The sequence below is a fragment of the Xanthobacter sp. 91 genome (genome assembly GCF_000702385.1).
GTDB lineage: Bacteria > Pseudomonadota > Alphaproteobacteria > Rhizobiales > Xanthobacteraceae > Xanthobacter > Xanthobacter aminoxidans.
In genome coordinates this window covers 3,881,524-3,894,227 of the sequence record NZ_JNIB01000001.1, presented here as the reverse complement: position 1 = coordinate 3,894,227, position 12,704 = coordinate 3,881,524, and the positions used below count along the sequence as shown (strand labels likewise).

At 69.3% G+C, this 12,704-nt stretch carries 8 protein-coding genes; 2 read left to right on the top strand and 6 right to left on the bottom strand.

All coding sequences use genetic code 11. From position 1 onward, the window contains the following. Both lptE and leuS read right to left on the bottom strand, forming a co-directional pair. Complete coding sequence (gene lptE, locus A37E_RS0118225; protein ID WP_051679147.1) at positions 1-585, bottom strand: LPS assembly lipoprotein LptE; 585 nt, start codon at positions 583-585, stop codon at positions 1-3. Then, the gene (gene leuS, locus A37E_RS0118220; protein WP_029557915.1) at positions 572-3,262 is read right to left on the bottom strand and encodes a leucine--tRNA ligase; all 2,691 of its coding nucleotides are present in this window, start codon (positions 3,260-3,262) and stop codon (positions 572-574) included. The genes lptE and leuS overlap by 14 nt, the downstream gene beginning before the upstream one ends. A 498-nt stretch (positions 3,263-3,760) precedes the next feature. On the opposite strand from leuS, the gene A37E_RS0118215 reads away from it, so the two are divergent. Continuing rightward, the gene (locus A37E_RS0118215; protein ID WP_197023010.1) at positions 3,761-5,194 is read left to right on the top strand and encodes a sodium:proton antiporter; all 1,434 of its coding nucleotides are present in this window, start codon (positions 3,761-3,763) and stop codon (positions 5,192-5,194) included. Between the two features lie 241 nt (positions 5,195-5,435). On the opposite strand, the gene A37E_RS0118210 is transcribed toward A37E_RS0118215, so the two are convergent. The 4 genes from A37E_RS0118210 to fabD all read right to left on the bottom strand — a co-directional run bounded on the left by A37E_RS0118210 (position 5,436) and on the right by fabD (position 11,395). Continuing rightward, the gene (locus tag A37E_RS0118210) at positions 5,436-6,710 is read right to left on the bottom strand and encodes a cyclopropane-fatty-acyl-phospholipid synthase family protein (protein WP_029557913.1); all 1,275 of its coding nucleotides are present in this window, start codon (positions 6,708-6,710) and stop codon (positions 5,436-5,438) included. 193 nt (positions 6,711-6,903) lie between these two features. Next, a complete protein-coding gene (locus A37E_RS0118205; protein ID WP_029557912.1) occupies positions 6,904-9,402 on the bottom strand; it encodes a hypothetical protein in 2,499 nt (832 codons plus the stop codon). A 129-nt stretch (positions 9,403-9,531) separates the two neighbouring features. Next, entirely contained in the window at positions 9,532-10,275 is a 744-nt protein-coding gene (gene fabG / locus A37E_RS0118200; RefSeq protein ID WP_029557911.1) for a 3-oxoacyl-[acyl-carrier-protein] reductase, read from the bottom strand. 133 nt (positions 10,276-10,408) lie between these two features. Next, positions 10,409-11,395 (bottom strand): ACP S-malonyltransferase, encoded by a 987-nt coding sequence (gene fabD, locus A37E_RS0118195; RefSeq protein ID WP_029557910.1) that lies wholly within the window; start codon positions 11,393-11,395, stop codon positions 10,409-10,411. Between the two features lie 227 nt (positions 11,396-11,622). Between fabD and A37E_RS0118185 the strand changes: the two genes are divergently transcribed. Continuing rightward, positions 11,623-12,690, top strand: coding sequence for a polysaccharide deacetylase family protein (locus tag A37E_RS0118185; RefSeq protein WP_156026374.1), 1,068 nt, complete (start codon positions 11,623-11,625; stop codon positions 12,688-12,690). The last annotated feature ends 14 nt before the right edge of the window (positions 12,691-12,704 follow it).

The window sequence follows — 12,704 nt, the reverse complement described above, 5'->3', positions numbered from 1 at the left end:
TCAGCTCGCCGAACGGGCCGGCGGCGCGTTGCCGGTGCGGATGAACCACGCGGCAAGCTGCGCCTTGATCTGGTCCGCCACGGAACGGGCGGCCCGCTTCTCGGCGTCGATCTGGGCGCTGTAGTTGGCGAAGCGCTGGTCGCTGGTGTCGATGGTGGCGGAGCCGGTGGCGGCGCCTTCCACCTGGGTGATCTTCTTCTTGTCGTCCGCCTTGATGATGCGCCAGTTGGCGGTGACGCGGATGATCTGGTTCTCGGGCAGGCCAGAGGCCGAATTGATGAGCGCGGTGGAGACGGACGAATCCACCGTGATGATCATCTGCAGCGGGGCGCCCTTGGGATTCCCCTCGCCGCCGGTGAGGGCGAAGATCAGGTCGTTGCGCAGATCATTGCCGAGCCGCCCCTGGATCTGGACGATCTCCACATCCCGCATCTTGTCGAGCAGCGCCGGGCCGCCGGTGGTGGAATTCTCGGCATAGAGCGGCTGGAAGCAGCCCGCGAGCGCCCCGGAAAGGGCGCACACCAGCATCAGCCGCCCCAGAAGGGCGGCGGGGCGCATGCGGAAGGACGGATCAGGCGACGACATTCACGATCCTCTGCGGCACCACGATGATACGCTTCGGCGCGCGTCCGTCGAGTGCCCGCTGGACGCTTTCCAGCGCGAGCACGGCGGCCTCGACCTCGGCCGGGGTCGCCTCGCGCGGGACGACGATATCGTCGCGCTTCTTGCCATTGATCTGGATCGGAAGTGTGACCGTGTCGCGGCGCAGCAGATCGGCCTCGGTGGCCGGCCAGGAGGCCTCCGCCACCAGCGTGCTCTCCTGCGACCCGTGGCCGAGCGCGACCCAGCACTCCTCGGCGAGGTGCGGCGTCATGGGCGCCACCACGCCCGTCAGCATCTCGGCGGCTTCGCGCAGCGCGAAGGCAAGGTCTTCCGGCACCTCGGGCGCCGAGCGGGCGGCGGCGACGGCCGAGCCGAACACGTTGGCGAACTCGTGGACATGCGCCACGGCCACGTTGAAGCGCAGCCGCTCGATGTCCTCGGCGACCGTCGCAACGAGCCCATGAGCGGCGCGGCGCAGGCCCAGGGCCTGCTCGCCAAAGGTCGCGGGGCGCGCGGCGCCCGGCTTGGCACCCAGCTCCACCGCCTCGTTCACCAGACGCCACACGCGCTGCACGAAGCGCCAGGCGCCCTCGATGCCGCCCTGCGTCCACTCGCTGTCGCGCTCGGGCGGGGTGTCGGAGAGCATGAACCAGCGGGCGCAGTCCACGCCGTAGGTATCCGCCACCACCTCGGGCGCCACCACGTTGCGCTTGGACTTGGACATCTTCTCCGGCGGGGAGACGGTGACGGGCGTGCCGTCCGAGATCCGCACTGCCTTGCCGTTGCCGAGGAGCTTCACCTCCTCGGGGAAGAGCCACTTGCCCTCGGTATCCTTGTACGTCTCGTGGACGATCATGCCCTGGGTGAAGAGGCCGGCGAACGGCTCTTCCAGGTCCACCCGGCCGCAATGCTTCAGCGCGCGGGTGAAGAAGCGGGAATAGAGCAGGTGCAGGATCGCGTGCTCGATGCCGCCGATATACTGGTCCACCGGTAGCCAGTGGCTCACCGCCGCCTTGTCCAGCGGCTTCTCCACGTTGTCGGAGGCGTAGCGCAGGAAGTACCAGGACGAATCCACGAAGGTGTCCATGGTGTCCGTCTCGCGCCGGGCCGGCTTGCCGCACTTGGGGCACGGCACGTCGCGCCACGCCTTGGCGCGGTCCAGCGGGTTGCCGGGACGGTCGAACGTCACGTCATCCGGCAGTTCCACGGGCAGCTGGTCGCGGGGCACGCCCACCGGGCCGCAGTCGTCGCAATGGATGACCGGGATGGGGCAGCCCCAGTAGCGCTGGCGCGAGATGCCCCAGTCGCGCAGCCGGAAGTTCACCCGCCGCGTGCCCTGCGGCTCGCCCGCCACGCGGAAGCGCTCCAGCTGGCGGGCCACCGCCTCCTTGGCCTCGGGCACGCTCATGCCATCGAGGAAGGCGGAGTTGAACAGGGTGCCGTCGCCGTCATACGGCCCATCGGCCACCGAGAAGGTGGCGGGGTCGGCGCCCTCGGGCAGCACCACGGGGGTGATGGCGAGGTCGTATTTGGTGGCGAAATCGAAGTCGCGCTGGTCGTGGGCCGGGCAGCCGAAGATGGCGCCGGTGCCGTAGTCCATCAGCACGAAATTGGCGACGTAGACCGGCACGGTGCGCGTGGCGTCCAGCGGATGGACGACGCTGAGGCCGGTGGCGTAGCCCTTCTTCTCCTGCGTCTCGATCTCTTCCGCCGAGGTGCCGCCGCGCTTGCACTCGGCGATGAAGGCGGAGAGCTGCCCGTCCGTGCCGGCGAGGTGCTTGGCCAGCGGATGATCGGGGGAGAGCGCGAGGAAGGAGGCGCCGAACAGGGTGTCCGGGCGGGTGGTGTAGACCTTCACCGCCTTGGTGCCGGCGGGCAGCTTCTCCGCACCCGCCTTGGCGAACTCGAACAGCACTTCGAGCCCTTCCGAGCGGCCGATCCAGTTGCGCTGCATGAGGCGCACCTTGTCCGGCCAGCGGTCGAGCGTGTCGATGGCGTCGAGCAGTTCCTGGGCGAACTGGGTGATGCGCAGGAACCACTGCGACAGCTTGCGCCGCTCCACGATGGCGCCGGAGCGCCAGCCGCGGCCGTCGATGACCTGCTCGTTGGCGAGCACGGTGTTGTCCACCGGGTCCCAATTGACCTCGCTCTCCTTGCGATAGGCGAGGCCGTTGTCCAGGAAGTCGAGGAAGATGCGCTGCTGCTCCACGTAATAGGACGGGTCGCAGGTGGCGATCTCGCGGTTCCAGTCGAGCGACAGGCCGAGCAGCTGGAGCTGCTCGCGCATGGAGGCGATGTTCTCGTAGGTCCAGCTCTTGGGGTGGATGCCGCGCTCGATGGCGGCATTCTCCGCCGGCAGGCCGAAGGCGTCCCAGCCCATGGGATGGAGCACGTTGAAGCCCTGCATGCGCTTGTAGCGCGCGAGCACGTCGCCCATCACATAATTGCGGCCGTGGCCGATATGGATGCGCCCCGACGGATAGGGGAACATCTCCATGACGAAGAATTTCGGACGCGGGTCGTCGTTGCGCGTGCGGAAGATGCCGCGCTCGGCCCAGGTCTTCTGCCACTTCGGCTCGGCTTCGCGGGCGTTGTAGCGGTCTTGAGTGCGGTCTTGCGCGCGCTCGGCGGCGTTGTCCGGCATACGATCTTGGGTCATGGGTCCGTCAGGCGTCGAAACGGCCGGGACTAGGACAGAAACAAACCCTGCGGTCAACCGTCCCGCACCGCCGAAGGTGCCCCGGACCAGCGACGGCGCAGCCGGAGCCCCCCGTTCCCCGGACAAGCGACACCGAAGGTGGAGCGCTGAGCCGGGGTCCAGCGCAAGACTCCCGCGCAGCGGGGCCGTCCCTCCCCTCTCCCCTTGCGGGAGAGGGGTCGGGGGGTGAGGGGGGCGGCCTCGTCATGCGTCGCGATGCCGGTTCTCGCGGCACCACACCCCTCACCCCACCCCTCTCCCGCAAGGGGAGAGGGGGCACGGCCAGCACCTTCCGTCGATGCTGCATGCGTCCGGGGCACGAAGGCGGTGCAAGTGCCCCCGCCCATTTCACTGAAGGACGACGGCGGCCGGTTTGGCCTTGCCACATGCCGGCCCATCGTCCATCAAACCGTGGGGACATCAATCTGGAGGGTGGCGATGACGGCGCCGGGTCGCGGGATGAGAGTCGCTTCGGGAATTGCCGCAACACTCCTCCTGACCACCCTATCAGCCGCGCCTGCGCTTGCGGCGGACGGGGTTCCCGCCCTCAACGGCGCGAAGCTTCCGCTGCTCTGGGGCATCCCCTTCGCCGGCATGCTGCTGTCGATCGCCCTGTTCCCGCTGCTCGCGAACCACTTCTGGCACCACCATTACGGCAAGGTGGCGCTGTTCTGGGGGCTGGCCTTCGCGGTGCCCTTCTCGCTCACCTACGGCCCGTCGGCGACGGCGCACGAGGTGGTGCACACGGCACTCTTGGAATACATCCCCTTCATCATCCTGCTGTTCGCCTTGTTCACCGTGTCCGGCGGCATCCTCGTCACCGGCAATCTCAAGGGAACGCCGCTGGTCAACACGGTGATCCTGGCCTTCGGCACGGTGATCGCCAGCCTCATCGGCACCACCGGCGCCTCCATGGTGCTCATCCGCCCGCTGCTGCGCGCCAATGACGACCGCCGGCACAATGTGCACACGGTGGTGTTCTTCATCTTCCTGGTGTCGAACATCGGCGGCTCGCTGACGCCGCTGGGCGACCCGCCCCTGTTCCTCGGCTTCCTGAAGGGCGTGAACTTCTTCTGGACCACCACCCACCTGCTGCACGACACGGCGGTGATCGCGGCCATCCTGCTCGTCGCCTATTACCTGCTGGACCGCTTCTTCTACGCCCGCGAGGACGAGGTGATCCGCAATCCGCCGGACCCCACCCCGGCGACCGACAGCCTCGGCCTGCGCGGGGCGCAGAACCTGCCGCTGCTCGGCGGCATCATCGGCGCCATCCTCATCTCGGCGCTGTGGAAGCCGGGCATCAATTTCGACGTCTACGGCACCCATCTGGAGCTGCAATGGGTGGTGCGCGACGTGCTGCTCGTGGTGTTCGCGCTGATCTCGCTGGCCATCACCCCGGCGCTGGTGCGCGAGCGCAACGGCTTCGACTGGGAGCCCATCCTGGAAGTGGCGAAGCTGTTCGCCGCCATCTTCCTCACCATCATCCCCGTCATCGCCATCCTGAAGGCCGGCGCCAGCGGCGCCCTCGCCCCGCTGGTCAACCTCGTCACCACGCCGGACGGCCAGCCGGTGAACGTCTGGTACTTCTGGCTGACGGGCGCCCTCTCCGCCTTCCTCGACAATGCCCCGACCTACCTCGTGTTCTTCAACCTCGCCGGCGGCGATCCCCACCAGCTCATGGGGCCGCTCGCGGTGACGCTGGAGGCGATCTCGGCCGGCGCGGTGTTCATGGGCGCGCTGACCTATATCGGCAACGCGCCCAACTTCATGGTGCTCTCCATCGCCCGTCATCGCGGCGTGAAGATGCCGAGCTTCTTCGGCTACATGGCCTGGTCGTTCAGCTTCCTGCTGCCGCCCTTCGCGCTGATCACCTGGCTGTATTTCGTCTGAGGGGGCGGGCATGACGGTGGCATACGCACCACCCTCGCGCCCCGGACGCATGCAGCGTGAGCGGAATGCGAGCCGGGGCCCAGCGCAAGGGACCGCCGTAGGCGCTTCCGGGCCTTACGATCCTCGGGCTTTGCCCCGCTGCGCGGGGAGTCTTGCGCTGGCCCCCGGCTCGGCGCTCCGGCTTTTGCCGTCGCTGGTCCGGGGAACAGGCCGCCGGCGTCGCCGGCGCCCGTCGGGCCCCCTACTCCCCCGCCAGCCGAAGCGGTGCACCCTGCGCCGCTTCCGCCCACCTGAGCCGCGCCTCGGCCTCGGCCATGTAGCCGCGGGTGAGCGGCACCGCCTCCTGGCGGCGCGCCAGCTGGATCTGGAACACGTTCAGGCCCTGATGGCGGAAGCCCATCTCGCTGGCGGCGAGGTAGAATTCCCACATGCGGCAGAAGCGCTCGTCGGTGAGCCGCGCCGCCTCCTCCCGGCGGGCGAGGAAGCGCTGGCGCCACGCCTTCAGCGTCTCGGCATAATGCAGGCGCAGCAGCTCGATGTCGGTGACGACGAGCCCGCTCTTCTCGATCTGCGGCGTCACCTCCGACAGCGCCGGAATGTAGCCGCCGGGGAAAATGTATTTGGCGATGAACGGGTTGGTGACGCCGGGCGGGTCGGAGCGGCCGATGGCGTGCAGCAGCATCACCCCGTCGTCCTTCAAGAGGCTCCGCGCCTTGCGAAAGAAGGCGCCGTAGTGGTCCACGCCCACATGCTCGAACATGCCCACCGAGACGATGCGGTCGAACGGGCCCTCCACGTCCCGATAGTCCTGCAAGGAGAATGAGACATGCCCCGCCAGGCCCCGCTCGTCGGCGCGGGCAGTGGCGAGCGCCAGCTGCTCCTGCGAGAGGGTGACGCCGGAGACCTCAGCCCCCGCCATCTCGGCGAGATAGAGGGCGAGCCCGCCCCAGCCGGAGCCGATGTCCAGCACCTTCAGCCCCGGCCGGTCCAGCACCAGCTTCGCCGCGATGTGGCGCTTCTTGGCGAGCTGGGCATCGTCGAGGCTCTGCCCCTCATGCTCGAAATAGGCGCAGCTGTACTGCCGGTCGTGATCGAGGAAGAGGGAATAGAGCCGGCCGTCGATGTCGTAATGGTGCGCCACGTTGCGCCGCGACCGCTCGGGCGGGTTGAACTGGGCGATGCGCCGCCCGAGCCGCCGCAGCACATGGAACGCCTTGGCCGGCACGCTGGGATTGAAGGATGCGGGCTGGGACATGAGCAGCGCGAGGAGGTCGGCGATGCTGCCTTCCTCCATCACCAGCGTGCCGTCCATATAGGCTTCGCCGAGCTTCAGCTCGGGATCAAGCACGATGCCCCGCTCGGCCTCGGCGGTGGTGAAGCGCACGGCGAGCGGCTCGGGGATCGGTCCGGCGCGGGGGGAGCCTTTCACGGTGAAGGTGCGGCCCGAGGCCGTCGTCACCTTCAGCGCGCCATCGACGACGACACGACGCAGAAGTGTCTCCAGCAACCGTTCCATCGGCCGCCTCCGGTTTCGTCCGCTCGATCCTTTCCCGCTTCCCGGCACCGGATGGTTCGGGCCACCCCCTGCGCCCCGAAATTCCCGGCCTGAAGCGCCGCAACCTCGAAATGAAAACACCAACCGTGCCGCACCGCAATACGGCACGCGACGATTTGACCCGCGGGGGGCGTGCGGGCCGGATGAGCCCGCCTCAGGGCGTCGGCCCGGTGCAGGCTTCCGAGCGTGTGGCGAGGGCGGTCCACACCTGCTCCACGGCGGTGCGGTTGTTGCAGCGGTCGGCGGTGGGCTCCAATTGCTCGTGCAGGTTCATCTGCACGGGCTTGGAGAGCCACCAGCTCATGGAGACCTGCCGGATCTTCTCCGGCGTCGCCGTGCCCACCGGGCAATGGCCGGCGCTGTCCTCGGGCCAGACCTTGATCTGCACGAGGTTCACCGCGCAGCGCCCGCCGAAGCGGCCATCGAGCCAGGCGGCGGCATGGGCCACGGCGAGCCGGCCGCGCCCGCTGCGCACCGCGCCGATGGCATCGACGGGGCCGACGACCTCAGGCAGAAAGCTCTGCTCCGCCGCGTCCGGCACCACCACGCCGCGGGCGGTGCGCTCCTCGGTGAGCACGCTCTGGGGATCGTTGGAGACGACGAGGACGAAGGGCGCGAGGGCCGGCTCCACGTCCACCATGGCCTGCGCCAGCTCCAGCGCGCTCTCGGCGCCGAAATTCTCGAAATAGCCGCCGTCCACGATGCGATCCACCACGTCCGTGTCCACCTGATAGATGGAGCCGGGGGGCGAGATCACCGGGAAGCGGGCCGAGTTGGTGGCCGCCGTGGAGAGCCGCACGTCGAGGTCCGAGCGCACGAGGCTGTGGAAGTCGATGGCGTGGGTGAAGATGGGGCATTCGGCCGTGGGGCCGCCGCTCGGGCAGCGGCTGGAGGCCGCGTAGGTCGGCAGGATGTCGGTGGTGATGATGCGCTGGCCGGTCTCCACCGACGTGCCGTTGAGCACGAGATAGGGCACCCAGTGCTCGGGATCGCGCGGGGCGCCGAGGAAGGGCTCGGAGAGGCGGCGCGCGGCGCCGGGGCCGGCATTGGCGCCCGCCGCCGCCACATGGCGGGCGAAGCTCGCCTCCCAGGCCTCCTCCAGCAGCGCGGCGCGATCGCGCAGGAAGAGCTGCACCTGATCGTGGAAGGCGAGGCCGAAGAAGGTGGCGGTGAGGAAGTCGTCCGCCGTCATGCTCTCCAGGCAGTCGCGCCAGCCGTGGATGGCGCCGCCGAACCAGTGGGCCGGCGCTTCGGTGGGGCACGGCGGCGCAGTCCCGGTGCGGGCGGACAAGGCGGCGGCCACCACCGCCGCGCCGTAGGAGCCGCCCGAGACGCCGGAGAGGGCGAAGAGGTGGGTGGCGACGTTCTTCCCCTGGCGTTCCTGGCCGTCGAGCACGCTCTGGATGGCCGCCGAGAAGCGCCCGTCGTCCCGCGCCGCGCGGCTCACCTTCGAGCCATCGGCGCGGGTGAAGCCGAAGGCCTGCTTCTGCCGGTCGTAGTCGAGGAAATGGCCGATCACGCTGGCGGTGAAGAAGCCCGCCCGGCTCGCCCCGCCCGCGGCGGCCACGATGATCGGGCGCGGACAGGATGAGGGCTGCTCCGCGCAGCCATTGGCCCGCATCCACAGATGGACGGCCTGGACGAGGCTGGTGCGGCGATAGGCCGGCTCGTCGGCGGTCACGGTGCGCACCGCGTGATTGTCGCCGAACACGTAGACGCCGACGGCCCCGGCGATGAACAGGCCGGTCAGGATCGGCACATGGAAGCGCCGCCCCACCGAGGACAGATAGGCGAGGATCGGCACCCAGCCGCCGAAGATGAGCGGCACGGCAAAGGCGAGCGGCAGGCGCGCGGCGAGCCAGTGCGGGCTCGCCACCAGCACCGCCACCACCAGCAAGGCGTAGAAGAGGAGCGCGAGGCGGCCGGAGGCGTGGAGTTGGCCCGCCGCATCGTCCCGCCTCGGCGCGATCGCCAGCAGGCCGAACACCGGCTTCAGCCACCGCCCGAGCACGCGGTCCAGCGCGGCGAGGGCTCTCACCCGCGTCAGCCGTCCGCGCAGCACGCAATAGAGATAGAAGAGCGGCACCGCCGCGAGCATGGCCCAGACGAGCAGCACCAACTGGTGGTGGGCGGCGGCGATGGCGGGGCGGTCGGCCAGCGTCGGCAGATTGCCGATGGCCGCATTGGCGCCCATGGCGAAGGCGAGGAAGGGCGCAAGGCCGATGAGGCGGGGCACCTCGCGCACCATCGCCGCCATCAGCCGGTCACGCCCGACGATGCCGCGGTGACCGGCCGAGGCATCGCGCCGGGCGACCAGCACCGCGAGGCCGTTGTCCGTCTCCACCAGCAGGCGCGCGGCGTAGTGCACCGGCATGGCCCATAGCAGGAAGACGGCGGCGACGAGGGAGAAAATGGCGCGGGAGAGGCCGGCCGCGGCGCCCACCGGGGCGCCGGCCATGGCCACGTCGAGGGTCACGTCCTGCGCCTGCGTCACCCCCGCCATCAGCGCGAGGCCGAGGAGGACGCTCAGCAGCGGAACCCGGACCACCCACAGCACGAGAGTGAGATCGAGGATGCGGCGCCAGAAATGCGAAACAATGCCCCTGGGCTTCTGCCGCAGGGGGACGTTTGCCGGCCGAGAGCCCGCACGCACACGCTCTATCCTCATGCGTGCCTCCCATCCCCCGCACGCATCTCTAGGATAGAAGTGTTCCGATCCCGCTTACAACTTACGCCCGGTTGAAGGTAGCAGGCGGACGTCGGGATGCGGGATCGAAGGGCCTCAGATCATCGCCATGCCGCCGTTGACGTGCAGCGTCTGGCCGGTGACGTAGGCGGCTTCATTGGACGCGAGATAGACGCAGGCGGCGGCGATGTCCTCGGGCGTGCCGAGCTTGGCGGCGGGCACGGCCTTGAGGATGCCCTCGCGCTGCTTCTCGTTGAGCGCGTCGGTCATGGGGGTGGCGATGAAGCCGGGGGCGATGCAGTTCACCGTCACCCCGCGCGAGGCGACTTCCTGCGCCAGCGACTTGGACATGCCGATCATGCCGGCCTTGGCGGCGGCATAATTGCCCTGCCCCGCATTGCCGGTGACGCCGACGATGGAGGTGATGGAGATGATGCGGCCGGAGCGGCGGCGCATCATGGTGCGCACGGCGGCGCGCGACAGGCGGAAGGCGGCGGTGAGGTTCACCGCGATCACCTGGTCCCACGCCTCGTCGGACAGGCGCATGAAGATGTTGTCGCGGGTGATGCCGGCATTGTTGACGAGAATGTCCACATGCCCGCCCAGCGCCTCCTCGGCGGCGGGGATGAGCTTCTCCACCTCTTCGGTGTTGCCGAGGTTGCACGGCAGCACGAACACGCGCTCGCCGCCCATCTCGGCGGCGATGGCGTCGAGCGCCTCGCGGCGGGTGCCGGAGACGGCGACGGTGGCGCCCTGGGCGTGCAGCGCCTTGGCGATGGCGCCGCCGATGCCGCCGGTGGCGCCGGTCACGAGCGCGGTCTTGCCGGTCAAATCGAACATGTCAGCCCCCAGTTTCTTTCGGGTGTCGCGGCTTTTGCGCCGCCGGTTGTATCGGCTTGGTCGGGTGGTGTCCCGACACAAGGGCGCCCTCGCCCGGATTTTTCCGGGGAGGGCGCCCGTCGGTGAGAAGATGTCAGGCGGCGGAAGCGGCCGCGTTGCGGGCGGCGATGAAGGCGGCCACGTCGTCGGGCGTGCCCACGGCGCTCGCCGCGATCTGCTTGTCGATGCGCTTCACGAGGCCGCAGAGCACCTTGCCGGCACCCACCTCGACCACGCGGTTCACGCCCGCGCCGGCCATGTAGATCACGCTTTCGCGCCAGCGCACGGTGCCCGTCACCTGCTCCACCAGCAGGCGGACGATCTCGGCCGGATCGGTGACGGGGGAGGCGCGCACGTTGGCCACCAGCGGCACGCGGGGCGTCATCACGGTGGAGCCGGAGAGGGCCACTTCCATGGCCTCGGCGGCCGGGCCCATGAGGCGGCAATGGAAGGGGGCGGACACCGGCAGCAGCACCGCCTTCAGCGCGCCGCGCTCCTTGGCGATGAGGATGGCGCGTTCCACGGCGGCCTTGGTGCCGGAGACCACCACCTGCCCGGGGGCGTTGTCGTTGGCCGCCTCGCACACGTCGTCGCCGGCGGCTTCCGCCGCCACCGCGACGGCCTGGTCGTAGTCGAGGCCGAGCAAAGCGGCCATGGCGCCCTCGCCCACCGGCACCGCATCCTGCATGGCGCGGCCGCGGATGCGCAGGAGCCGCGCCGCCTCGGTGACGGTGAGGGCGCCGGCGGCGGCCAGCGCCGAATATTCGCCCAGCGAATGGCCGGCGACGAAGGCCGCCTCGCGGGCAAGATCAAGCCCCGCTTCCGATTCGAGAACCCGCAGCGCGGCAATGGATACCGCCATCAGCGCCGGCTGGGCGTTGGCGGTGAGGGTCAGTTCGTCGGAAGGGCCTTCCCACATCACCCGCGTCAGGCTGTCGCCGAGGGCGGCATCCACTTCCTCGAACACGGCCTTGGCGGCCGGAAAATTGTCGGCGAGGGCCTTGCCCATGCCCACGGCCTGGCTGCCCTGACCGGGAAAAATGAAGGCAGTCTGGGGTGTTGTGCGCGACCCTTCGGTCATGGGCGGCCTCCGGCTGGAAATTGGCGAGCGGAGAGACACCGGGATTGTGGGCGAGTCAAGGCAAGGGGGTGGCAAGAGCCGCGTCAGGGCGATTCTCGAATCGCGTGTCAAGCCAACCTTACGATAAGGAAACTGGGGGTTGGCCACGCCCGCTTCACAATTTATCCATAACGAGCGATGGACATTGGGCGCAGCTCTGCACGTCCGCATCAGAAAGTGGTTCCGCCGTGAAGCCTGAAGTGAAGGCCATCCGGGGATTTCCGGCGCTTCTTGCCGCCGCTCTCCTCTCCGCCACCGTCATCGTCCCCGCCTGCGCGCAGACTCTGACGCCGTCCGGAACCGCGCCTTCCGCGCCGCCCACGTCGACCTTCACCGCGCCGCACCCCGCGCTGATGACCGGGCCCGTGCCCTCCTCCATGATGGAGCCGCCGCCGCCGAACCTGCCCTCGAGCACCGGCATGGCGGCGCCCGCGGCCGAGGCGACGGGCACCAACCCGCACAATCTCATCGCCTATTCCTCGGCGACGGTCGATGGCCCCTACATCGCCATGACCTTCGACGACGGCCCCAACCCCGAGACCACGCCGCGCCTTTTGAAGATGCTGGAGCAGCGCGGCATCAAGGCCACCTTCTTCGTGCTCGGCAGCCGCGCCGTCGCCTCGCCCAACATCATCAAGCAGATGATCGCGCAGGGGCACGAGGTGGCGAACCATTCCTGGGATCACCCCCAGCTGCCCAAGATCCCCGTGGCCGCCGCCGACAAGCAGATCGGCGACACCAACGCCGCCATCGAGCAGATCACCGGCCTCAAGATCCACAATCTGCGCCCGCCCTACGGCGCCATGACCCCGGCGCTGCGGGCGCATCTGCGCGAGAAGTTCGGCTCCACCTTCATCTACTGGTCCGTGGACCCGCTGGACTGGAAGGACCGCAACGCGCAGGTCATCCACGACCGCATCCTGAAGAACGTGCATCCGGGCGCGATCATCCTCTCCCATGACATCCACCCCACCACGGTGGACGCCATGCCGAAGACGCTCGATGACCTCATCGCCAAGGGCTACAAGTTCGTCACCGTCTCCCAGCTCATCGCCATGAACAAGGCGATGCCGGAGCCCAAGGTCGCCTCCCTGAACCCGGCGCCGAAGAAGAAGCCGAAGCCCCAGGGCGCGGCCGCCGCCGCCAACACCACCGGCTCCACCGGCACGAAGCCGGCGACGACCGCGACGGCCAAGCCCGCGAGCGCCAAGCCGACCGCCGCGCCGCGGCCGCCTGCCAGCGTCGGGCTGTATTGAGGGCAGTTCGCTTT

What these genes read in the sequence shown, in the direction of transcription:
- fabD (WP_029557910.1), bottom strand. Translation starts at nt 11,395, where the DNA reads ATGACCGAAGGGTCGCGCACAACACCCCAGACTGCCTTCATTTTTCCC.
- A37E_RS0118215 (WP_197023010.1), top strand. Translation starts at nt 3,761, where the DNA reads ATGAGAGTCGCTTCGGGAATTGCCGCAACACTCCTCCTGACCACCCTA.
- A37E_RS0118210 (WP_029557913.1), bottom strand. Translation starts at nt 6,710, where the DNA reads ATGGAACGGTTGCTGGAGACACTTCTGCGTCGTGTCGTCGTCGATGGC.
- fabG (WP_029557911.1), bottom strand. Translation starts at nt 10,275, where the DNA reads ATGTTCGATTTGACCGGCAAGACCGCGCTCGTGACCGGCGCCACCGGC.
- leuS (WP_029557915.1), bottom strand. Translation starts at nt 3,262, where the DNA reads ATGACCCAAGATCGTATGCCGGACAACGCCGCCGAGCGCGCGCAAGAC.
- lptE (WP_051679147.1), bottom strand. Translation starts at nt 585, where the DNA reads ATGTCGTCGCCTGATCCGTCCTTCCGCATGCGCCCCGCCGCCCTTCTG.